The organism is Mesorhizobium sp. M0768 (assembly GCF_040320195.1).
Taxonomy (GTDB): Bacteria; Pseudomonadota; Alphaproteobacteria; order Rhizobiales; family Rhizobiaceae; genus Mesorhizobium.
In genome coordinates this window covers 284,041-304,504 of record NZ_JAMYPD010000004.1, presented here as the reverse complement: position 1 = coordinate 304,504, position 20,464 = coordinate 284,041, and the positions used below count along the sequence as shown (strand labels likewise).

Genomic DNA, 20,464 nt, shown 5'->3' with positions numbered 1-20,464 from the left:
AGAGAGCCTATATGTTGCAGTGCAGCATGGTTCCACGGGAGCCCGCCTCGAAAGGAATAAAGCCGCCTTGACCGCCAGAAAAACCGCCATCGTCACCGGTTCCACCTCGGGCATCGGCCTGGCCATTGCCCACGCGCTCGCGGCCGAAGGCTGCAACGTTGTCGTCAATTCCTTTTCCGACACCGCCGACGATCACGCCATCGCCGACGCGATCGCGAAGCACCACGAGGTGAAGACCGTCTACGTCAAGGCCGACATGTCGAAGCCGGCCGAGTGCCGGGCTTTGGTGGCGAAGGCAGCCGAGGCATTCGGCTCGGTCGACATCCTGGTCAACAACGCCGGCATCCAGCATGTCGCGCCGGTCGAAAGCTTCCCGATCGAGAAATGGGATGCGATCATCGCCATCAACCTGTCATCGGCCTTCCACACCATCGCAGCCGCCATCCCGTTGATGAAACAGGCCGGTGGCGGCCGGATCGTCAACGTCGCCTCGGCCCACGGCCTTGTCGCTTCGCCGTTCAAGTCGGCCTATGTCTCGGCCAAGCATGGCATTATGGGCTTGACCAAGACTGTCGCCCTGGAGCTGGCGCGCGACAAGATCACCTGTAATGCCATTTGTCCGGGCTATGTGCTGACGCCGCTGGTCGAGGCGCAGATCCCCGACCAGATGAAGGCCAACAAGATGGACCGCGAGACGGTGGTCCGTGAGGTCATGCTCGACAGGCAGCCTACCAAGGAGTTCGTCACCGTCGAGCAGGTTGCGGCGGCCGCGGTGTTCCTATGCTCGGATGCGGCGGCGCAGATCAACGGCACGCACATCTCTGTCGACGGCGGCTGGACCGCTCAGTGAGCCTTCCAGCGGTCAAGGGCCACGCCATGCCGAAAAACGGCAAGGCGGAAGAGCCAAAGAAGATCAATGTCGCGCTGCAAGGCGGCGGCTCGCACGGGGCGTTTTCCTGGGGCGTGCTCGATCGGCTGCTCGAGGACGGGCGCCTCGACATAACGGCGGTTTCGGGCACCAGCGCCGGCGCCATGAATGCCGTGGCGCTGGCCGATGGCTTTGTCCGCGGCGGTGTCGACGGCGCGCGGCGGAAGCTCGACGATTTCTGGCGTGCGGTGGCGGCAAAGGGCCGCTTCAGCCCGGTACAGCGCATGCCCTGGGACGTCGCCTGGGGCAATTGGTCGATCGAGAACACGCCCGGCTATTTCCTGTTCGATACGATGTCTCGGGTATTTTCGCCCTATGTCGCCAATCCGCTCGCCATCAATCCGCTGCGCGACGTGGTCGAACGTGAGATCGATTTCGACAATGTGCGCGCCTGCAAGTCGATGGAACTGTTCATTTCCGCTACCAATGTCGAGACCGGCCAGTTGCGCGTCTTCTCGGACGGCGAGATCGACCTCGACACGGTGATGGCGTCGGCCTGCTTGCCGCAATTGTTCCGTGCCGTCGAGATCAAGGGCGTGCCCTATTGGGATGGCGGTTATGGCGGCAACCCGGCATTGTTCCCGTTCTTCAAGACGGCGGCCACCGAGGACGTGCTTTTGGTGCAGATCAATCCGGTGGTCCGCGAGGGAACGCCGAAGAGCGCCAATGAGATCCAGAACCGCATCGACGAGATCACCTTCAATGCCGGGCTGTTGCGCGAATTCCGCTCGATCGCCTTCGTCAAGGAACTGATTGCCGCCGGCCGATTGCCGCCCGGCGAATATCGCGACATCCGCATGCACCGCATCGATGCCGACGAAGCGTTCAAGGATCTGTCGGCATCGTCCAAGGTCAATGCCGAATGGGCGTTCCTTGCCTATCTGCGCGACCTCGGCCGCACCGCAGCCAGTGATTGGCTGGAAGAAAATTATGACGCCGTCGGCAAGCGGCCGACGATCGATCTGTCCGGCGAACTCGACGACGGCTTGAAGCCGGTGCGCGGGCCGGCGCCGGGCCGGCGGGTCAAGGAATTTCTTGCGGCGCGCAAGCAGCCCGAGGCCGCCCGCCGTCCGGCCTAGCTGCTTCGCAAAGCAGATGGCATTCGCAATCTGTCCAATCATCCTGACACTTGCTGCCATGCCGCTGTTTTGGCAATCAACAGCCGATGCTGCGGCCGCATCTTTGCGGACAAAGCAACAATCCATCAACTTTTCTGACTATATTGCGATGCAACTTTGAGGTAGAAGCGCGCTTCGCCGATCACGGCAATTTGAATACGGCCTCGCGCGCACCCATATCGGCGACGCGCCCCAAGTAGAAGATGCGGCCTGGCCGAACCCCGCGCACTGGAAAAAATGACGATGCCGAAATTCAGGTTTCACAAGCTTGCAGCCATTGTTGTGCTCATCGGGTTCGCTGGCTGGATGGCGACAGGCGAGTTCTCGTCCGTCGGCAGCGCGTCCGCCGACAACAAGCCCAAGGCAGGAGAGGTCGAGCAGCCCAAGGCAGCCGACGCAGGCAAGCCCCAAACTGGTAAACAGGGGGCTGCCAAGCCGGGGACTGCCGAGGCGGAACAGCCCAAGGCGCCGTTACGCACGGTCGCGATCATAACCCCGCCGCGGCGCACCTATGCACGCGCTATCCGCATTTCCGGACTGACCGAAGCCGACAAGCGCGCCGTCCTGGCGACACGCGTCGCCGGCGTCATCGACAAGCTGCCGGTCAAGCAGGGTCAGCACGTCAAGACCGGCGACCTGATCCTGATGCTTGCCGCCGAGGAAAAAATCTCGGCGGTCGACAACGCCAAGCAGCTTGTCGTGCAACGTGAGGCAGAGCTGGCAGCTGCCCTGCGGCTGATGAAAACCGGCAATCTGCCCAAGCTGCAGCTCGACACGGCCCGCTCCAACCTGACGCTGGCCAAGTCGCAACTGGAGGCCGTGCAAGCCGAGCTCGACCGCAACGAGGTGAAGGCGCCCTTCGACGGCGTCATCGACCGGGTGCCAGTGGAGCTTGGCAGTTCCGTCATGCAGGGCGGCGAAGTGGCGACCATTCTGAAGCTCGATCCGGTGATCGCCCGCGGCGAAGTCAGCGAACGCGATCTGGGCTATCTGAAGATCGGCGACAAGGCAAATGTGCGTCTGGTCAGCGGCCAGAATGTCGAGGGCACGGTGCGCTACATCAGCCGCGATGCATCTTCGGCAACCCGTACCTTCCGCGTCGAAGTCGCCATCCCCAACGCCGATGGTTCCGTACCGGCCGGCATGACGGCAGAAATTGCGCTCAGCGCCCAGCCGACCGACGCCGTCATGCTGCCGCGCTCGGTGGTGACGCTCGGCGATAAGGGCGATCTCGGCATTCGCGCCGTCGACAAGGACGACAAGGTCGTGTTCTTCCCGATCGACCTGGTCGACGACACGCCGACCGGCCTGGTGCTCGGCGGCATTCCGGCCGACGCCCGCATCATCGTCGCCGGCCAGGAGCTGGTGAAGGAAGGCGAAGTGGTCAAGCCGGTCGAAGCCGACCAGGCGACCATTCAAAAGCTGTTGGGCGAAGCGACGACCGGGACGCAGTAATCATGGACATCGTCAAACTTGCAATCAGCAATGCCCGGCTGACCATTTCGGTCCTGGTCTTTCTCATCCTTGCTGGTGCGGTCGCTTACCAGTCGACGCCGAAGGAAGCGGAACCCGACGTTCCGATTCCGATGATGTATGTCAGTCTGATCTACCAGGGCATCTCGCCGGAAGACTCCGAGCGCCTCCTGCTGCGGCCGATGGAAGCCAAGCTGAAGAGCCTGAAAGGCCTCAAGGAGATGCGCTCGGCCGCCTTCCAGGGCGGCGGTTATGTGCTGGTCGAATTCCAGCCACAGACGGATCTCGCCACGGCGCTGCAGGACACGCGCAGCAAGGTGCAGGACGGCAAGGCCGACCTGCCGCAAGCGGCTGAGGAGCCCGTGGTCTCCGAGGTCAACATCTCCGAGTTCCCCGTCCTGGTCGTGACGCTGTCGGGCGAGGTGCCCGAGCGTGTGCTGACGGCGGCGGCGCGCGAGCTGCGCGACCGCATCGAGGAAGTGCCGGGCGTGCTCGAGGGCTCGCTGCAGGGTGCGCGCGACGACCTCGTCGAAGTGGTCATCGATCCGATGAAGCTGTCTTCCTACGGGCTGCAGCTCGACCAGTTGATCGGTGCGGTCGGCGCTTCCAACAGTCTTGTCGCCGCCGGCAACATCGAAGGATCCGAGGGCAAATACGCGGTCAAGGTGCCCTCGCTTATCGAGACACCAGAGGATGTGGCGGCGCTTCCGGTCGTCGCCGGCCCCAATGCGGTGGTGCAGGCCAAGGACATTGCCACCATCCGCTCCACATTCAAGGACGCCGAGACGGTCACCCGCCTCGACGGCAAGCCGGCGATCGCCATCGAGGTGAAGAAGCGCATCGGCTCCAACCTGATCGATACGATTGGCAAGGTCAGGGAGGTGTCCGACGCCTTCATCAAGACGATGCCGGAGGGCATGCACGTCACCTACACGCAAGACAAGTCGGTCTTCGTGAACCAGTTGCTCGGCGACCTGCAGAACCACGTGATGATCGCCGTGATACTGGTGTTCATCGTCATTCTCTACGCGCTGTCTGGCCGTGCCTCGCTGCTGATCGGATTGGCCATCCCATCATCCTTCCTGATCGGCATCCTGTTGCTGGCAATGATGGGCTACACGATCAACATGATCGTGCTGTTCAGCCTCATCCTGGCGGTCGGCATGCTGGTCGACGACGCCATCATCGTCACCGAATTCGCCGAGCGCCGCATGAGCGAGGGCATGCCGAAGGAGCAAGCGTTCGCGCTTGCCGCCAAGCGCATGGCCGGCCCGGTCATCGCGGCGACGATGACGCGCATTGCCGCCTTCTCGCCGCTGTTGTTCTGGCCGGGCATCATCGGCGACTTCATGAAATACATGCCGATCACGCTGATCGTGACGCTCTCGGCCTCGATGCTCTATGCGCTGGTCTTCGCGCCGACGCTGGGCGCGATATTTGCCAAGGCGCCGGCCCATCACCCCGACGACAATCGCGACGGCTGGTACATGGCCGTGGTCAAGCAGGCGGTGCATTATCCCATCACCGTGCTTGTCCTCACTGTGGCGCTGTTGTTCGGCGTCGGCTACGCCTATTCGAAATTCGGCGCCGGCGTCGAATTCTTCCCGAATGTCGAGCCTGACTACGGCCTGCTCTATGTCCACGCCCGCGGCAATCTTTCGCTCGCCGAAATGGACGCGGCCACAAAGACCGCGGAAAATCGGCTGCTCGGTTGGCCGGGCGTGAAGTCTGTCTATACCCGTGTCGGCAAGACGCAGGGCGGCGGCCAGGATGTTCCGGAAGACGTGGTTGGCGTGATCCAGTACGAATTCGTCGACTGGCGCGAGCGTAAATCGGCGAACTCAATCCTGGACGAACTGCGCGGCGTTATGGCCGGCATTCCCGGTGTCGACGTCGAGGTTCGCGTGCCGGAAGCCGGCCCGCCTACCGGCAAGCCGATCCAGATCAGGCTTTCGGCCGTCGATCCGAAGGGCCTTGACGACAAGGCCCGCGCCGTCGCCGCGCGCATTGCCAAGGTGCCCGGCGTCATCGATATTTCCGACGGTCTGGCGCCGCCCGGCGTCGACTGGGCGCTCGAGGTCGATCGCGCCAAGGCGGCGCAGTACGGCATCAGCCCGACCGCGGTCGGGACGGTCGTGCAATTGGTGACCAACGGGCTGAAGCTCAGCGAGTACCGGCCCGCCGGCGCCGACGATGCGGTCGACATCAGGCTGCGCCTGCCCGAGGATCGGCGCACGCTGTCGACGCTCGACGAACTCAGGGTGCAGACCGCGCAAGGCTCGGTGCCGATCTCGAACTTCGTCGTGCGCAAGCCGGAGCCGACGGTCGGTATCCTCAACCGCATCGACGGTGCGCGAACGGTCGTCGTCCAGGCCAACGTCGCTGCCGGCGCCCAGGTGGCTGCCGTCCAGCAGGAGGTCACCAAAGCTGTCGCCGACATGAACCTCGGCAGCGGCATTCGCTGGAAGCTTGCCGGTTCGAATGAGGACAGCGCGGAGGCTGGTGCCTTCCTCAGCAAAGCCTTCGGTGCGGCGATCTTCCTGATCTTCATCGTGCTTCTGGCGCAGTTCAACAAGTTCACCAGCGTCTGGCTGGTGCTGTCCTGCGTGGTCATGGCGACGATCGGCGTGTTCCTCGGGCTGCTGCTGACGGGAGAGGCATTCGGCATCGTCATGTCGGGCATCGGTGTCATCGCGCTGGCCGGAGTGGTGGTGAACAACAACATCGTGCTGATCGACACCTATGACCGGTTGCGCGAAGAGGGCTGGGACAAATACGAGGCCGTTCTGCAGACCTGCCGCGAGCGTGCCCGCCCGGTGGTGCTGACGGCGGTGTCGGCGATCCTCGGCGTGCTGCCGATCGCCTTCGGCCTCGGCCTCGAAATCTTCCATCACGAGACGACGATCAACGCGCCGTCGACGCAATGGTGGATATCGCTGTCCTCGGCGATCGTCTTCGGCCTGTCCTTCGCCACCGTGCTGACGCTGGTGGTGACGCCGTCGATGCTGATGGTATTCACTCGCGCCAAGATCAAACCCGGCGCGCGTCGGGGCTGGTTCAGCCGCCTGTTCGGGCGTCGCAAGGCCGAAATCCCGTCGAAAGGCCTGGACGCCGATCTGGGCGCCGAACCGGCGATCGCCTTCCCGAAGGCCGCCGAATAGAGTCCGGATCGCCGTCCTGATCAAGCAAAGGCCGCCCGGGAACAATGGGCGGCCTTCTGCATTGTTCCGTCATTGCAACCTCAAAGCGAGGATTTTCTGATGACGATCAGCACCATTCTCATCATTATCCTTATTCTTATTCTGATCGGCGCGGTTCCGGCGTGGCCGCATTCGCGGTCCTGGGGTTACGGACCATCAGGCATCGTCGGCGTCATCCTGATCGTTGTCCTGGTGCTGCTGTTGATGGGCCGGATCTGAACGCAACCTTCCTCTCCGACCAGCGGCGGATGACCGTGAGGCCATCCGCCTTTTTTTGGTTTGTTGTTAGGCAGCTTTTTGCGTCATCTTGAGCGTGGCGATGCCGATATCCTCGAGCGCTTCCGACACCGCATTTTCCAGCGGCGTGTGCGGGATCGTACCGATAACGCTTTCCAGCCTGCCTGAAACCAGCCGGTGCGGCTCGAAGCGGAGATAGGACATCGAAACGATCTCGCGCCACATCGCCACGAACGGGCCGCCGGCACGCAGCACCCACCACGGCATCGACGTCAGTTTCAGCGAGCGCCCGAGCGCCTTCTCCGCGGCCGCCTTGATCTGCAGGTCGGTCACCGCATGGCCGGGAAAGTTCAGCGCCTCGTAGAAGCCGAGCTTGTCGAGATTGTCAGCCAGCCCGACGAAGGCCTTGGCCAAGTCGGGCAGATAGGCCCATTCATGCACGAGATCGACCGGCCCTGGGGCGGTATAGACGCCCTTGGTCATCTTGGCGGCAACAACCAGATCGAACCACGATCCGCTGCCGGTGCCGCCGAAGAAATCACCAGCGCGCAGCAGGATCGTGCGCACCAGACCCGCGTCGGCCTCGCGGCGAAACAGATCTTCCATGGCGACGCGGATACGGCCCTTTTCCGTCGTCGGGCGAAACGGCGTGTCTTCGGCGATCACCGCCGGCATCTGCGAGCCGTAATTGTAGACGGTGCCCGGGAAGAGATGCAGCGCGCCGTTCGCCCGGCAGGCAGCCATCACATTCTCGGCCATCGGCAGGCATTTGCTCCAGTCGGTGTAGAGCGGGTTGAGACCGTTGAAAATGATATCGACGCCTTCGGTCGCGCGGATCAGCGCAGCACGGTCGAGCGCGTCGCCGGCGATCGCCGTGGCGCCTTTGAGCTCGGCCGGCACCTTGCCGCTGCGGGTGATGGCACGGACATCGTAGCCGGCATCGATGAAGGCCTTGGCCACCGTGCGGCCGAGGCGGCCATTGGCGCCGAGAATTGCGATCGTGGTCATGGTTCGTCTCCGTGTTGCGTTACGACCCCAATATTGTCTCTCCGCAAACGAATGGAAATTGACTACGACTGGCGATGTGATATTCAATTTTAAATGGATATTGACTGGAACCTGATCAAGAGTTTCGTCACGGTGGCGGAGACCGGCAGCCTGTCGGCGGCCGCACGAAAACTTGCCGCAAGCCAGCCGACGCTCGGCCGCCACATCGCCGAGCTGGAACAGGCGCTCGGCGTCACCCTGTTCCGGCGCGGGCGGCGTGGCTATGCGCTCACGGAAGCAGGCAGCACGCTCTTTGAACGGGGTCGCGCGGTGAGCGAGCAGGCGAGCGCCTTTTCGCTGCTGGCGCTGGGATCGGTCGAGGCGATCGAGGGTACGGTGCGCATTGCCGCCAGCGAAGTGGTGGCGGCCTATGTGCTGCCGGAAATCACAGCGAGGCTTGGGACCGAGGAGCCGGGCATCGAGGTCGAGATCGTCGCCTCGAACCAGGTCGAGAATCTGCTGCGTCGCGACGCCGATATCGCCATCCGCATGGTCAAGCCGGCGCAGAATGAATTGGTCGCGCGCAAGGTGACCGACATTCCGCTCCGCGCCTGCGCGGCAAAATCCTACCTCGACCGGCGTGGCCGTCCGCGCGAGGCCCGCGATCTGGCCGGCCACGATCTGGTCGGCTTCGACCGCGGCGATGAGATCATTCGCGGCTTCGCCCAGTTCGGCGTCCCGCTCGCCCGCAATGCCTTCCGCTTCAGGACCGATAATCAGATCGTGCTGTGGGAAGCAGTGCGGGCGGGAAACGGCATCGGCTTTGGCCAGGAGCCGCTCGCCGACCGTGATCCGCTGGTCGAGACAGTGCTGCCGGGTCTCCCGCTGCCGACGCTGCCGGTGTGGCTGGCCATGCACCGCGACGTGCGTACCAGCGTCCGCATCCGCCGCGTCGCGGATTTCCTCTACGAAGAGTTCAAGCGCTATTCAGCCGGTGCAGGCTCAGCAGCGAATTCGGCACGGTGAGCGAGGCCGGCCATCACCAGCACGACGACCAGCAGCCCGGACAGAGCGACGAAGATCGGGCCGAAGCTCGAGTGCTCGGCGATGAAGCCGATCGCCGACGGCGCCACCAGAATGCCTGAGTAACCCATTGTGGTGACGACGCTCATGCCGGTGCCGGACGCCATGCCCTCCTGGTTGCCGCCGGCCGAAAAGATGATCGGCACCATGTTGGCAATGCCGAGGCCGCAAAAGGCAAAGGCGGCAATGGCCAGCCAAGGCGAGGGAGCCAGCCCGGCCACCAGCATGCCGGCAGCAGCGGCAAGGGCCGAGGCGCGCAACGTCGTAACGGCACCGAAACGGTTGCGGACGCCATCGCCGAGGAAGCGCATGACGGCCATGACACCGGAAAAGGCGGCATAGGCCAGGCCTGCGACGGCAAGATCGGCGCCGAGTTCCTGCCGGAGATACAGCGCTGCCCAGTCGAGTACCGCTCCTTCGGAGATCATCGTCAGCAGCGCCATAAGTCCGACCAGATAGACCAGCGGATTTGCCGGCAACGCGAATTTGTGGTGCTCGGCGACCGGGTGCTTGTCCTCGGCGATCAGGTAGCGGATCGCTACGGCGATTACGGCAAAGGCAAGGGCCGTCACCACTGTCGCATGGGCGAGGTGACCGTAGTTCTGGATGGCGAAACCGCCTAAAGCGCCGCCGGCGAAACCGCCAAGGCTCCAGAAGCCGTGCGAGGACGACATGATGGCACGGGACAGCCGCCGTTCGACTGCCACTGCATTGGCATTCATGGCGACGTCCATGCCGCCGATCGAACCGCCGAAGATGAACATGGCGATGGCTGCAAGGGGCACGTTGGGGGCCAGAGCCACAACCAAAAGGCCGAAACTGCCGGCAAGTCCGAACCAGCGCAGCACCGTGCGCGAGCCATGCTTCGAGATCAGATGGCCGCACCAGGTCATGGCAGTGACGGCGCCGGCACCGAACAACAGAATCAGCAAGCCGAGCGTGAACTTCGAAATGTCGAGTCGCGTCAGGAACACCGGGATCTGCGGCGCCCAACTGCCGGTCAAGAAGCCGTTGGCGAGGAAGATGCCGGCCACTGCCCAGCGTCCACGAATCGCGATCTGCGTGATTTTCTGCGCGTCCATCGGGTAGAATCCGGTCCGGAAATGGCGTTGCGCGGCAAATTAGATCGATTCAATTCACAGTCAAGCGCTCTTCGCCGAAAGTGCTTGGACCAGACGCTACGTCCTCTCGCATCGGCCAACCATCTCGGCGGTCCACTCCGAAATCCCTACGGCTCGGGATAAGGTGCGCCATCCTTGTGCACAAACCGGCCGTCAGCGTTGGTGCTCATCATGTCGATGTCGGAGCAGGTGGCGACGTCGTCGGGCCAGCGCGAACCGACTTCGAGATAGATCGCCATCCCGCCCGATTTATTGATCATGTGATGGCCGTTGCCTGATCCTTTCGGAAAGGCCGCGCAATCACCGGCGCGCAGCACCGTCTCGCCGGCATCTTCGACGAGCGTCAGCTCGCCTTCAAGCACGTAGACGAATTCGTCTTCGTGCGAATGCCAGTGGCGCTGGCTCGACCAGTTGCCCGGCGGCAGGCGCATGAGATTGATGCCGAAGTCGGTGAGCCCGCCTGCGTTGCCTAGCCGCTGGCGCACGCGTTCGGCACAGGGTGCATCGAACGGCGGTGGATAGGATGAGCCCTTGCGTCCGGGCACGTCGGCAACGTCAATCTTAGGCACGGCGTCCTCCCTAGTGATCCCTAGGGCGCCTTGCCTCGAACTCGGCCTTCTTGGCGTCGGAGGCTTCGACCTGGTTCAGTGCCTGCCACTCGGCATAGGGCATGCCGTAGATGATCTCGCGCGACTGTTCCTTGCTGAGTTCGACACCTTCGGCTTGCGCCGCATCGCGGTACCAGTTGGACAGGCAGTTGCGGCAGAAGCCAGCGAGGTTCATCAGGTCGATGTTCTGCACGTCGGAATGCTCGCGCAGATGCGCGACCAGCCGGCGGAAGGCAGCGGCTTCGAAATCGCGCTTTTGTTCTTCGCTGAGTTCGGTCATGTCATGTTGGCCTCCCTTGGGCCTCATCATACCGGCCCGGTGCGCGAGCCGAATATTTTCACCGCATGTATATCGGCACGTCGGTCTATCGCGTCAACGATCGGCGCCAGCCGTTCGGCCCAGGCGAGGGCACCCTTGCGGTCGGCGATCAGGTCCTGGCGGACCTCGAGCAACGCATGGGCAAAGCCGTTGACGATGGCGTGCCTGAACATGGTATCGCCGCGCAGTGCGCCGTCATAAGGTTCGTTGTCGCCGACGATGAGGCTCTTGTCCTCGGCGAGCATGTCGATCAGCGGCCGCGCAACGCGGTCGTCCAGATCCCACAATATGCCGACGTGCCACGGCCGCACGAAGCCCTGCATGGTCGGTGTGAAGGAATGCACCGAAAAGATGAAGGGTGCCTGCGCGGATGCTCGCGCCACAGAGGCGATCATGGCGCCGACGGCATCATGATAGGGGCGGTAAAAGCGATCCAGCCGTCTTTCGCGCTCCTCCGGGGCCATGGGATAATTTCCCGGGATGATGGTGCCGTCATAGAGCTGGCGAATCAGCGTTGGATCGTCTTCGCCGCGATTGGGGTCGATTAGCAGTCGCGAAAAATTGGCAAGCACCGCCGGAACGCCGAGCAGACTTGCGAGTTCGCGGGTTACAGTCTCGACGCCGATGTCGTAGGCGATGTGGCGGTCGAACTCCGCCGCCGGCAGGCCGAGACTGCCATACTCCTCCGGCAGGTCGCGGCGGGCGTGATCGGCCAGAAGCACCATGCCGCGCTTGCGATCGCCTTCGACGATATCGAAAGGCGCGAAAACTGTGGATCGGGTCATTGGCGGGAAAGGTCTGTTCGCTGGCTTTCGGGGAGGGTGGTATCGTCATTCCACGAAGAGAACGCTTGCGCAATGCCGTTGTTTGGCCACGGTTTCTGCCAAAAAACTGAGCAGGGGCGACCGCAAGCGTGCCGGAGCCTTCTAAATCGATTGGAATTGGACAGATCGGCGCGTTGACATGCGTACGGACTTTTCCGAAAAGGGGCGTTGAGAGATGCAAATGTGGTTCTTGAGGGGTTTCAGGATGGGTTTCGCCGGCAGGCTGCATGTGCGCCATGCCTTGGCCATGCCGCTCCTGATACCGGCCATGGCTCTTTTCGCGGTGATTTCGGCCTCGCCGGCACGGGCCGATTTCCGGGTCTGCAACGCCACGCAGAACCTGGTCGGTGTCGGCATCGGCTATCGCGCCAAAGCCGGCTGGATCACCGAAGGCTGGTGGCACATCGAAGGCTCGAGCTGCAAGACGCTGATCGAGGGACCGTTGTCATCAAGGTTTTACTATCTTTATGCAGAAGACGCCGAGCGCGGCGGACGCTGGGATGGCCCGATCAACATGTGCGTGGCCGAAAAAGAGTTCAAGATCGCCGGCGTTACCGATTGCGTCGCCCGGGGCTTTCAGCGCGCCGGATTCCAGGAATATGACACGGGCGAGCAGGCAAGCTGGATGGTCCAGCTGACTGACGAGCCCGCAACGGATGGCGCTCCAGCCGCCCCGGGAACAAACAGTCAATGAGACGCAGCCGCAAGGTCAAGATCCTCGCCACCATCGGTCCGGCCTCCTCGTCCGAGGAGATGCTGAAGAAGCTGTTCGAAGCCGGCGCCGACGTGTTCCGCATCAATATGAGCCACACCGACCATGAATTGATGCGGACGCTTGTCGGCCGCATTCGTGCCGTCGAGGAGGCGGTCGGCCGGCCGATCGGCGTTCTCGCCGACCTGCAAGGGCCAAAGCTGCGCGTCGGCAAGTTCGCCAACGGCAAAGAGGTGCTGACCGTCGGTCAGACCTTCACGCTCGACGACAATCCCGAGCCCGGCAATTCGACGAGGGTCTACCTGCCGCATCCCGAAATCCTGCGTTCGGTCGAGGCTGGTCATCGCCTGCTGATCGACGACGGCAAGCTCGAGCTCAAGGCGGTCAGCAGCAACGGCAAGGCGATCGTCTGCACCGTCGTCGCCGGCACCACCATTTCCGACAAGAAGGGCGTCAGCCTGCCCGACACCGACCTGCCGGTCGGCGCGCTGACGGAAAAGGACCGCCGGGATCTCGACGCGGTTCTGGCGACCGGCGTCGACTGGGTGGCGCTGTCCTTCGTGCAGCGGCCCGAGGACCTGGCCGAAGCGCGCAAGATCGCACGCGGCCGGGCGCTGATCATGGCCAAGATCGAAAAGCCGCAGGCCGTCGCCCGGCTGGCCGAGATCATCGAGCTTTCGGATGCGCTGATGGTCGCCCGCGGCGATCTCGGCGTCGAGATGCCTCTCGAAGCCGTGCCTGGCATTCAGAAGCAGATCACCCGCGCCGCGCGCCGTGCCGGCAAGCCGGTGGTGGTCGCCACGCAGATGCTGGAATCGATGATCACCGCGCCGGTGCCGACGCGGGCCGAGGTGTCGGACGTGTCGATCGCCGTATTTGAAGGCGCCGACGCGATCATGCTTTCGGCGGAGTCCGCCGCCGGCGCCTATCCGGTCGAGGCGGTGGCGATGATGAACCGGATCGCCACCAAGGTCGAAACCGACCCGACCTATGCCGGGATTATCAACGCGCAGCGCTCGGAACCGGAAGCGACCGGAGCCGACGCGATTTCGCTCGCCGCCCGCGAAATAGCCGAGACGCTGAAGCTGTCGGCGATCATCACCTATACCGCGTCCGGCACGACCGGCTTGCGCGCCGCGCGCGAGCGGCCGCAAGTGCCGATCGTGGCGCTGTCGCCGATCCTCAACACGGCGCGGCGGCTGTCGCTGTTGTGGGGCACGCATTGCGTCGTTTCCCCCGACGCCAGCGACCTCGACGACATGGTCGACCGCGCCTGCCGCATCGCCTTCGATGAAGGTTTCGGCAAGCCGGGCGACCGCGTCATCATCACGGCCGGCGTGCCGCTGAGGACGCCGGGCTCGACCAACATGCTGCGCATCGCCTATGTCGGATCGGAAGTCGGCCGCTAATGTCGGCGAGGGCTGCCGGATGGGCCGGCTGCATGGCGCGTCGTAAACGCGGCGGCAGCCCGGTGCATTGACGGCAGTTGGGCTGCGATCAACGCCGAACTCCGCCAGCTTGCATCAGCCTGTGGCCGGCCGTGAAGCGGTTCGAAGGCCCTATCCGATCTTGAGCTGGAAGTCAGTTAAGGTAATCTCTCCTGGGAGAAAGAGGAGGGTGATCCAATGTGGATGCGCACTGATCTTCTGGAACTCCTCGGCATTGAGCACCCGATAATCCAGGCGCCGATGAGCGGCATCACCACGCCGGAACTGGCGGCGGCAGTCAGCAATGCCGGGGCGCTTGGCTCGCTCGGATGCGGCATTCTGCCTGCGGCGGCTATCCGCGAGCAGCTCACGGCGACACAGCACGCCACCAATCGTCCGATCAACGTCAACTTCTTTGCGCACCCGGCGCCGATACACGATGATGCGGCAGCCCAAAGTATGCGAGACCGCCTTCGCGGCTGCTATGAGGAGGTCGGCCTCGGACCGGTGCCCGAGCCGGGCGAGCCCTTCCCCACCTTCGATCGTGAGCGCCTCGAAATTGTGCTCGAGCTGCGCCCCAAGGTGGTCAGCTTCCACTTCGGTCTACCCGACACCGCAATTGTGCAGCAGTTGAAGGCGGCCGGCTGTACTGTCTTGTGTTCGGCCACCACCGTCTCGGAAGCGCGCCAGCTTGAGGCAGGAGGGGTGGACGCCATTATCGCCCAGGGATACGAGGCGGGTGGGCATCGCGGCACATTCACTGGCGACCCTGCTATCGGCACAGCCGGCACTATGGCACTCGTACCGCAGATTGTTGATGCCGTGCGGGTGCCTGTAATTGCCGCTGGCGGTATCTTCGACGGTCGCGGCATTGCTGCCAGCTTTGCACTTGGTGCATCTGGTGTGCAGATCGGCACGGCTTTCCTGGCCTGTCCTGAAGCCAATGTGCAGCCAGTCTATCGCGTAGCATTGCGCTCGGCCAACGACGAGAGCACGTCGGTCACTCGCTGCTTCACTGGCCGCCCAGCGCGCGTGGTGCGCAACCGGTTTGTGATGGAAATGGCTGGTGAGGAAGATGCAGCGTTGGCGTTTCCGCTACAGGCGAGTCTGGTCATGCCGCTTTCGATGGCAAAGGATGAAAGCAAGCGGGCTGACTTCTTGCCCACTTGGGCCGGGCAGGGCGTTGCGAAGCTGCAGGAGATGCCGGCCGCCGCCCTTGTGGAGAAACTCGTCACGGAAGCAAACGGCATAGATCGGGCCTATAGGGGAGTAGGGGAGTAGGGGAGTAGGGGAGTAGGGGAGTAGGGCGCATGTGTTCCACAGTGCAATCTGCACCTCTCACATACTACCCTATTCCCCTATTCCCCTACTCCCTTACTGGTCTCAAATGCCTTCGCCGGCAAGCTCCTCGGAAAGTGCGGCGACCTGGTCCTGGGCGCTGCGCATCATTGGGTAGATGCCGAGCACGCGCTGCCAGGCGTCAAGTGCCGACTGCTTGTGGCCGGTTTCGGCCATGATCTGAGCCAGGCCCGAAAGCGCGCCGAAATGGCGTGGTTCGAGCTGCAGGGTGCGGTCGATGTCCGCCATCGATTTTCCGTAGTTCTTCATCATGAAATGAACAGTGGCGCGGCGGTTCCAGCCTTCCGCATAGGTCGGCTGCAAAGTCACCACCTGATCGAGGAAATCGAGTGCAACATCGAATTTCTGGTTTTCGATCGCCTTCTGCGACCATTGCATCATCAGGTCGATGGAGGCGCTGCCCGACTGGGACCACTCGCTGCCGATCCGTCCGGCGATGCGCTCGGCCGCCTTTTCATTGCGTTCGCGCTTGAGATCGGCAAACAGCTGATCGAGCCGCGCCTGTTTCGTCTTGACGACCGGAGGTGCTGCCGGCGGAGTTGTGGTCGGATCTTCAGCCCACGCCGGCAGCGAGACAGCGCCGGAAACGAGGAAGGCCGTGAAAAATGCAAAAAGAATCCGCATCGCGGGAATCTAGCCCCCGACGCCGGATCGTCAAACTGAATTTAGCGTGAGAGTCGTATCATGCGAACGGAGGCGCGCAGCCTCCGTCGAAACTCAACCCTGGCGCGCCTTGTAGCGCGGCGCGGTCTTGTTGATGATGTAGACGCGGCCCTTGCGACGAACCAGCTGGTTGTCGCGGTGACGCGCCTTCAACGCCTTGAGCGAATTCTTGATTTTCATGGTCTTGCCCGTCGGTCTGGGCCCGGTCACGGGCCGAATTATTAAGGCGCGCCCACAGACGCGCCTTTGAACTGTGCGTGGCTCATAGACGAGGAGCGTTGCCCGTGTCAACCGCAAGCGCGTTGCCTAAACGATACGGACCGTTTCGTATCATCAAATATCCGTCACTGGCGTTGCGCAGGCTTGAGACGGCTGGAATGATGCGGTTGCGAATTGGAGATCGTCATGCGCCGAATTCTTGTGTCCGCCTGTCTTGTCGTCCTCGCGGCAGGTTCTGTTGCCTATGCGCAGGAATGCGATCGCAACGACGACAGCCAGCAGATGATGAACATCTGCGCCGACGCGGACTACAAATCCGCCGACGCCAAGCTCAACAAGGCCTACCAGGATATCATCGGCGGAAGTGACGCAAAAGCCAGGAAGCTGTTGCAGACGGCGCAGCGCGCCTGGATCGCTTTTCGCGACGCGGAATGCAGCTATTCGGCCGCGGACAGCGAAGGCGGCTCGATCTATCCGATGCTGATATCGGAATGCCTGACGCGGCTGACCGACGATCGCACCAAGCAGCTCACCGCCGATTCGACCTGCGCGGAAGGCGATGTTAGCTGCGCCAGCCCCGACGAGGACGAGAGCGGCGAAATCCAGTAAGCGTAGGTTCTAACGTTGTGTTTGAGCATGATCTTTTCCGAAATCCGGATTCCACTTTTCGCTAGCGCGGACCTTCGGTTCGGGATCATGCTCTAGCTGCGGCGGCTGACGCGCGTAAAATGGCCCATCTTGCGGCCGGGCCGCGCCTCGGCCTTGGCATAGAGGTGCAGCATCAGATCGGGCTCGGCGAGCAGCTCAGGAACGCGCCTGACATCGTCGCCGATCAGGTTTTCCATGACGCAGTCGAACTGCCGGGCGGGATTTCCCAGCGGCAGGCCCGCGACGGCGCGGATGTGCTGCTCGAATTGCGAGATGGTGCAGGCGGCCTCCGTCCAGTGGCCGGAATTGTGGACGCGCGGCGCTATCTCGTTGGCCAACAGCGAACCGTCGGCAAGGACAAAGAATTCGACGCCGATGACGCCGACATAGTCGAGCGCTGCAAGGATCTCTGCCGCCGCCGTTTGAGCCGCAGCCGCCGTCTCGGATTTTACTCCGCCCGGCAGCGTCGAGCTGTGAAGAATACCGTTGCGATGGACATTCCACGCTGGATCGTAGGCGGCGAGCGAGCCGTCGCTGCCGCGCGCGGCGATCACCGAAATCTCGCGCTCGAAGGTGACGAAGGATTCCAGGATCAACGGCACGTTGCCCATCGCCTCGCAAGTGCCGGCAAAGCCGCCTGTTTCCATGTTGCGGAAGACACGCTGGCCCTTGCCGTCATAGCCCATGCGGCGCGTCTTCAATATTCCGCTGCCGTTGAACTGTTTCAGCGCAGCCGTCAGTTCCTCGTCATTGTCGACGGGGCTGAAATCCGCGGTCGGTATGCCGATGCCGTTGAGGAATTTCTTTTCCGCCAGCCGGTCCTGCGCCACTTCCAGTGCGCGTGCCGGCGGATAGACCGGCACCGTAGAGGCAAGTGCCGCGGCGGCCGCGACCGGTACGTTCTCGAATTCATAAGTAACGACGGCACTGGCCGCAGCCAGCTCGCTAAGCGCGGCCGCGTCGTCATAGGCGGCGACGATCTGCCGGTTGGCAACCTGTGCCGCCGGGCAATCCGGCTGCGGTTCCAGCACGACGATGCGGTAGCCGAGGCGGGCCGCGGCCATCGCCAGCATGCGGCCAAGCTGGCCGCCGCCGATGATGCCGATGCTCGATCCCGCCGGCAGGCTCACGGCGCGTCCGTGGGCTCGGCGGCCACCTTGGCGGTCTGCGCGGCGCGCCAGCTATCCAGCCGGGCGGCGAGCTTTTCGTCGCTCAGCGCCAACACCGCGGCGGCCAGAAGGGCAGCATTGGCAGCGCCGGCCTTGCCGATGGCCAAAGTGCCGACCGGAATGCCGGCCGGCATCTGCACGATTGATAGCAGCGAGTCCTGGCCCGACAGCGTCTTTGATTCCACCGGCACGCCGAACACCGGCAGCGGCGTCATCGCCGCCGTCATGCCGGGCAGATGCGCCGCACCGCCGGCACCGGCGATGATCACCTTGTAGCCGGCCGCCTTGGCGCCCTTGGCGAAGTCATAGAGCCGGTCGGGCGTGCGGTGGGCCGAGACGATCAGGCGCTTGTGCGGAATTCCAAGCGCCTCAAGCGTTTCGGCGGCGTGGCGCATCGTCGCCCAGTCGGACTGGCTGCCCATGATGATGGCGACGTCGGCGCGGTGATCGTCCAAGCTTCAGCTCTCCGGCGGCAAAAGCGCGCATTAGCTGAAATCGAGGGGAGCCGCAAGGATGGCCGGAAACGGCAAAGCCGCTTGTGTCGTCTCCGTCGCTGCGCACATGGACAGGGTCGGTCTGTCATCGGGTGGCCGCTGCTCGGAAGCGGTTGACGAAGTCGTCAAGTTCAGGCCGTTCGACATCGGAAATCGCCCAGTAGGAAAAAGCGCTGTCGCTCCAGTGGACCAGCGAGAAGCCACCAGCAGAAAGATCGACCGGTCCGGCTGTCGAGCCGGTTTCCTCGGGCGCGGCGACGAGAGTGATCAGGTGCTCGCGGTGCCTGTAGACCAGTGCCGGCACTGGCTGGTCGGCGATCACCTCGACCCGGCCGCCGAGCAACGCGAAGCCGTCACTGGCAAGGTCAGGTGCCGGCGGCGACAGGCCGACCCTGCCATCCAGCCAGGGTTTGACCGTGTGCCGGTCCGACGAGACGACGTCCACGGGGCTGGCTGCCAGCAGGCTGCGGCGATGGCCGCTGGCGACCGCGGCGGCAAAGCTGTCGGGCGCCCTGCTCAGCATCACCCATTGCGTCGCACCGCTGGCCAGCACGGCGGTGACGAGGATCGATGCCGCCATTGCGCGCCAGTCGAACGCGCCGAAGCGGCCCGGCCGCGTTTGGGTTGGCCGCATGTGGGTTGGCACGGTTTGCGGCGGCCGCGTCGGCGCCGGCCGAGCCTGTGCCTCGCCAGTCGCGCCGATCGCCGCGATGCGCGCATTGAGGGCGTCGCTGACCTGTGGCAGCGCCAGCCTGCCGACAGCGGACTGCAGCGCCACGATGCGGGCATGCTCGGCCGCGAGCGCCGGATCGGCGGCAATGCGCCGCTCGACCGCCAATGCTGCTGCTGCGTCGAGCTCGCCATCGACCAGAGCGTGGATCATCAGCTCCACGCCCGCCGGGTCATCGGGCAGTCCATCGTTGTGCGCGCTCATGGCGCCCTCCCAAGTTGGGATATCAGCAGACCGCGCGCCCTCGCCAGCCGCGACATCACCGTGCCTAGCGGCACGCCAAGCAGCGTCGCGATCTCGCGATAGCTGAGGCCGTTGATGTCGCGCAGCACCACAGTCTCGCGAAATTGGTGCGGCAGCGCGGCGATCGCCGCCTCGAGTGCGGCCGTGTCGGCCTTGGCGATCAGGCTTGCCTCAGGACTATCCGTATCCGGCAGGCCGGCGCCATATGCAGCCGTCATGTCATCGAGGTCGCTCAGGTCGCCGACGGCGACGATACTGCGCGGCCGGTTGCGCGCCAGCCAGGAGTAAGAGGCGTTGCGCACGATCGCCAGCAGCCAGGCGCGCGCATTGCCGCCGGCATAGCCGGCGATGCCCGCATGCGCCTTCAAACAGGCCTCCTGCACCACATCCTCCGCGTCGGCGGCGTTGCCGGTCAGCCAGCGGGCAAGCGCAAGCGCATCGGCGAGATGGGGCAGAACCACCGCGCGAAAGCGCTCGGTCGCGGCCTCTTGGATCAACACCGTCGCATCGCCCGGCATCCCGGGCAGAACCTTCCGAAAATCCTCACGGAGCGACGGTGATCCTGCCCTGCATGTGCGGGTGAAGCCCGCAGAAATATGCATAGTCGCCCACTTTGGTGAAGGTGAAGGCATATGTGTCACCGGTGTCAAGCGCCTTGGAGCGAAACGAGGCATCGTTGGCGACCACCAGATGCGGGATGTCGTCGTCATTCTCGAAGGTCACGGTAGTGCCCTGCTTTACCGTCAGCACCGCCGGTGTGAAGGCAAAGTTCTCGATCTTGACCATTGGCTGGTCTGCTGCGTTCAGTGGCATGGCAACCATTGTCAGGATCGCCGCCAAACCGAACGTGACAGGGGATACGACCAAGACGCGGGATGGGAAGCGGATCATCGCATTTCCCC

The 20,464-nt window shown here is 63.6% G+C and carries 23 protein-coding genes; 11 read left to right on the top strand and 12 right to left on the bottom strand.

The window, feature by feature from the left end:
* Positions 1 to 67: 67 nt before the first annotated feature.
* From NKI08_RS08170 to NKI08_RS08145, 6 genes are all read left to right on the top strand, one after another.
* The gene (locus NKI08_RS08170; protein ID WP_352489286.1) at positions 68 to 850 is read left to right on the top strand and encodes a 3-hydroxybutyrate dehydrogenase; all 783 of its coding nucleotides are present in this window, start codon (positions 68 to 70) and stop codon (positions 848 to 850) included.
* Between the two features lie 26 nt (positions 851 to 876).
* Positions 877 to 2,007 (top strand): patatin-like phospholipase family protein, encoded by a 1,131-nt coding sequence (locus tag NKI08_RS08165; protein ID WP_352489442.1) that lies wholly within the window; start codon positions 877 to 879, stop codon positions 2,005 to 2,007.
* 16 nt (positions 2,008 to 2,023) lie between these two features.
* A complete protein-coding gene (locus tag NKI08_RS08160) occupies positions 2,024 to 2,167 on the top strand; it encodes a hypothetical protein (protein WP_352452504.1) in 144 nt (47 codons plus the stop codon).
* 122 nt (positions 2,168 to 2,289) lie between these two features.
* On the top strand, positions 2,290 to 3,501 hold the full coding sequence (locus tag NKI08_RS08155; protein ID WP_352489287.1) for an efflux RND transporter periplasmic adaptor subunit: 1,212 nt from the start codon (positions 2,290 to 2,292) through the stop codon (positions 3,499 to 3,501).
* Between the two features lie 2 nt (positions 3,502 to 3,503).
* On the top strand, positions 3,504 to 6,680 hold the full coding sequence (locus NKI08_RS08150; RefSeq protein WP_352768293.1) for an efflux RND transporter permease subunit: 3,177 nt from the start codon (positions 3,504 to 3,506) through the stop codon (positions 6,678 to 6,680).
* 99 nt (positions 6,681 to 6,779) lie between these two features.
* Positions 6,780 to 6,938, top strand: coding sequence for a DUF3309 family protein (locus NKI08_RS08145; RefSeq protein WP_023678456.1), 159 nt, complete (start codon positions 6,780 to 6,782; stop codon positions 6,936 to 6,938).
* A gap of 66 nt (positions 6,939 to 7,004) precedes the next feature.
* On the opposite strand, the gene NKI08_RS08140 is transcribed toward NKI08_RS08145, so the two are convergent.
* Positions 7,005 to 7,964, bottom strand: a complete 960-nt coding sequence (locus NKI08_RS08140) for an SDR family oxidoreductase (protein WP_352768290.1) — start codon at positions 7,962 to 7,964, stop codon at positions 7,005 to 7,007.
* Positions 7,965 to 8,057: 93 nt separating this feature from the next.
* Here NKI08_RS08140 and NKI08_RS08135 point away from each other — a divergent pair, with 93 nt between their 5' ends.
* The gene (locus tag NKI08_RS08135) at positions 8,058 to 8,969 is read left to right on the top strand and encodes a LysR family transcriptional regulator (RefSeq protein WP_352452500.1); all 912 of its coding nucleotides are present in this window, start codon (positions 8,058 to 8,060) and stop codon (positions 8,967 to 8,969) included.
* Here the strand turns inward: NKI08_RS08135 and NKI08_RS08130 are convergent.
* The 4 genes from NKI08_RS08130 to NKI08_RS08115 form a co-directional block, all read right to left on the bottom strand.
* A complete protein-coding gene (locus tag NKI08_RS08130) occupies positions 8,927 to 10,108 on the bottom strand; it encodes an MFS transporter (protein ID WP_352613448.1) in 1,182 nt (393 codons plus the stop codon). The two genes, NKI08_RS08135 and NKI08_RS08130, sit on opposite strands and share 43 nt — an antisense overlap.
* 146 nt (positions 10,109 to 10,254) lie before the next feature.
* The gene (locus NKI08_RS08125; protein WP_352768285.1) at positions 10,255 to 10,716 is read right to left on the bottom strand and encodes a cupin domain-containing protein; all 462 of its coding nucleotides are present in this window, start codon (positions 10,714 to 10,716) and stop codon (positions 10,255 to 10,257) included.
* Positions 10,717 to 10,726: 10 nt separating this feature from the next.
* Positions 10,727 to 11,035, bottom strand: a complete 309-nt coding sequence (locus tag NKI08_RS08120; protein ID WP_352471171.1) for a DUF1244 domain-containing protein — start codon at positions 11,033 to 11,035, stop codon at positions 10,727 to 10,729.
* A gap of 26 nt (positions 11,036 to 11,061) precedes the next feature.
* Positions 11,062 to 11,859, bottom strand: a complete 798-nt coding sequence (locus tag NKI08_RS08115; protein ID WP_352768280.1) for an N-formylglutamate amidohydrolase — start codon at positions 11,857 to 11,859, stop codon at positions 11,062 to 11,064.
* Between the two features lie 286 nt (positions 11,860 to 12,145).
* Between NKI08_RS08115 and NKI08_RS08110 the strand changes: the two genes are divergently transcribed.
* From NKI08_RS08110 to NKI08_RS08100, 3 genes are all read left to right on the top strand, one after another.
* Complete coding sequence (locus NKI08_RS08110) at positions 12,146 to 12,592, top strand: DUF1036 domain-containing protein (protein ID WP_352471303.1); 447 nt, start codon at positions 12,146 to 12,148, stop codon at positions 12,590 to 12,592.
* Positions 12,589 to 14,019, top strand: a complete 1,431-nt coding sequence (gene pyk, locus NKI08_RS08105; RefSeq protein WP_352454861.1) for a pyruvate kinase — start codon at positions 12,589 to 12,591, stop codon at positions 14,017 to 14,019. The genes NKI08_RS08110 and pyk overlap by 4 nt, the downstream gene beginning before the upstream one ends.
* Before the next feature lie 216 nt (positions 14,020 to 14,235).
* Entirely contained in the window at positions 14,236 to 15,318 is a 1,083-nt protein-coding gene (locus tag NKI08_RS08100) for an NAD(P)H-dependent flavin oxidoreductase (RefSeq protein WP_352768275.1), read from the top strand.
* A 102-nt stretch (positions 15,319 to 15,420) separates the two neighbouring features.
* Here the strand turns inward: NKI08_RS08100 and NKI08_RS08095 are convergent, their stop codons facing one another.
* Entirely contained in the window at positions 15,421 to 16,020 is a 600-nt protein-coding gene (locus NKI08_RS08095; RefSeq protein ID WP_352768272.1) for a tetratricopeptide repeat protein, read from the bottom strand.
* Between the two features lie 93 nt (positions 16,021 to 16,113).
* Positions 16,114 to 16,239 carry a type B 50S ribosomal protein L36 gene (gene ykgO, locus NKI08_RS08090; RefSeq protein WP_006327841.1) on the bottom strand — a complete coding sequence of 42 codons (126 nt, stop codon included), beginning with the start codon at positions 16,237 to 16,239 and terminating at the stop codon, positions 16,114 to 16,116.
* Between the two features lie 225 nt (positions 16,240 to 16,464).
* Between ykgO and NKI08_RS08085 the strand changes: the two genes are divergently transcribed.
* Positions 16,465 to 16,887 carry a lysozyme inhibitor LprI family protein gene (locus tag NKI08_RS08085; protein ID WP_352471167.1) on the top strand — a complete coding sequence of 141 codons (423 nt, stop codon included), beginning with the start codon at positions 16,465 to 16,467 and terminating at the stop codon, positions 16,885 to 16,887.
* A 92-nt stretch (positions 16,888 to 16,979) separates the two neighbouring features.
* Here NKI08_RS08085 and NKI08_RS08080 read toward each other — a convergent pair whose 3' ends face one another.
* The 5 genes from NKI08_RS08080 to NKI08_RS08060 all read right to left on the bottom strand — a co-directional run bounded on the left by NKI08_RS08080 (position 16,980) and on the right by NKI08_RS08060 (position 20,453).
* Positions 16,980 to 18,056, bottom strand: coding sequence for a 5-(carboxyamino)imidazole ribonucleotide synthase (locus NKI08_RS08080; RefSeq protein ID WP_352768268.1), 1,077 nt, complete (start codon positions 18,054 to 18,056; stop codon positions 16,980 to 16,982).
* Positions 18,053 to 18,550 carry a 5-(carboxyamino)imidazole ribonucleotide mutase gene (purE, locus tag NKI08_RS08075; protein ID WP_023678468.1) on the bottom strand — a complete coding sequence of 166 codons (498 nt, stop codon included), beginning with the start codon at positions 18,548 to 18,550 and terminating at the stop codon, positions 18,053 to 18,055. The genes NKI08_RS08080 and purE overlap by 4 nt, the downstream gene beginning before the upstream one ends.
* 124 nt (positions 18,551 to 18,674) lie before the next feature.
* Positions 18,675 to 19,523, bottom strand: coding sequence for an anti-sigma factor family protein (locus NKI08_RS08070; RefSeq protein WP_352768265.1), 849 nt, complete (start codon positions 19,521 to 19,523; stop codon positions 18,675 to 18,677).
* The gene (locus tag NKI08_RS08065) at positions 19,520 to 20,080 is read right to left on the bottom strand and encodes a sigma-70 family RNA polymerase sigma factor (protein WP_502899568.1); all 561 of its coding nucleotides are present in this window, start codon (positions 20,078 to 20,080) and stop codon (positions 19,520 to 19,522) included. The genes NKI08_RS08070 and NKI08_RS08065 overlap by 4 nt, the downstream gene beginning before the upstream one ends.
* A gap of 25 nt (positions 20,081 to 20,105) precedes the next feature.
* Complete coding sequence (locus NKI08_RS08060; protein WP_352747649.1) at positions 20,106 to 20,453, bottom strand: cupredoxin domain-containing protein; 348 nt, start codon at positions 20,451 to 20,453, stop codon at positions 20,106 to 20,108.
* Positions 20,454 to 20,464 lie beyond the last annotated feature (11 nt).

Bases quoted from the DNA above. Each gene is read 5' to 3' on its own strand.
- NKI08_RS08135 (WP_352452500.1), top strand. From the start codon at position 8,058: ATGGATATTGACTGGAACCTGATCAAGAGTTTCGTCACGGTGGCGGAG.
- NKI08_RS08085 (WP_352471167.1), top strand. From the start codon at position 16,465: ATGCGCCGAATTCTTGTGTCCGCCTGTCTTGTCGTCCTCGCGGCAGGT.
- NKI08_RS08060 (WP_352747649.1), bottom strand. From the start codon at position 20,453: ATGATCCGCTTCCCATCCCGCGTCTTGGTCGTATCCCCTGTCACGTTC.
- NKI08_RS08115 (WP_352768280.1), bottom strand. From the start codon at position 11,859: ATGACCCGATCCACAGTTTTCGCGCCTTTCGATATCGTCGAAGGCGAT.
- NKI08_RS08095 (WP_352768272.1), bottom strand. From the start codon at position 16,020: ATGCGGATTCTTTTTGCATTTTTCACGGCCTTCCTCGTTTCCGGCGCT.
- pyk (WP_352454861.1), top strand. From the start codon at position 12,589: ATGAGACGCAGCCGCAAGGTCAAGATCCTCGCCACCATCGGTCCGGCC.
- NKI08_RS08140 (WP_352768290.1), bottom strand. From the start codon at position 7,964: ATGACCACGATCGCAATTCTCGGCGCCAATGGCCGCCTCGGCCGCACG.
- NKI08_RS08155 (WP_352489287.1), top strand. From the start codon at position 2,290: ATGCCGAAATTCAGGTTTCACAAGCTTGCAGCCATTGTTGTGCTCATC.
- NKI08_RS08100 (WP_352768275.1), top strand. From the start codon at position 14,236: ATGTGGATGCGCACTGATCTTCTGGAACTCCTCGGCATTGAGCACCCG.
- NKI08_RS08120 (WP_352471171.1), bottom strand. From the start codon at position 11,035: ATGACCGAACTCAGCGAAGAACAAAAGCGCGATTTCGAAGCCGCTGCC.
- NKI08_RS08165 (WP_352489442.1), top strand. From the start codon at position 877: ATGCCGAAAAACGGCAAGGCGGAAGAGCCAAAGAAGATCAATGTCGCG.
- ykgO (WP_006327841.1), bottom strand. From the start codon at position 16,239: ATGAAAATCAAGAATTCGCTCAAGGCGTTGAAGGCGCGTCACCGCGAC.
- NKI08_RS08150 (WP_352768293.1), top strand. From the start codon at position 3,504: ATGGACATCGTCAAACTTGCAATCAGCAATGCCCGGCTGACCATTTCG.
- NKI08_RS08070 (WP_352768265.1), bottom strand. From the start codon at position 19,523: ATGAGCGCGCACAACGATGGACTGCCCGATGACCCGGCGGGCGTGGAG.
- NKI08_RS08160 (WP_352452504.1), top strand. From the start codon at position 2,024: ATGGCATTCGCAATCTGTCCAATCATCCTGACACTTGCTGCCATGCCG.
- NKI08_RS08065 (WP_502899568.1), bottom strand. From the start codon at position 20,080: ATGCCGGGCGATGCGACGGTGTTGATCCAAGAGGCCGCGACCGAGCGC.
- NKI08_RS08145 (WP_023678456.1), top strand. From the start codon at position 6,780: ATGACGATCAGCACCATTCTCATCATTATCCTTATTCTTATTCTGATC.
- NKI08_RS08110 (WP_352471303.1), top strand. From the start codon at position 12,146: ATGCCGCTCCTGATACCGGCCATGGCTCTTTTCGCGGTGATTTCGGCC.
- NKI08_RS08130 (WP_352613448.1), bottom strand. From the start codon at position 10,108: ATGGACGCGCAGAAAATCACGCAGATCGCGATTCGTGGACGCTGGGCA.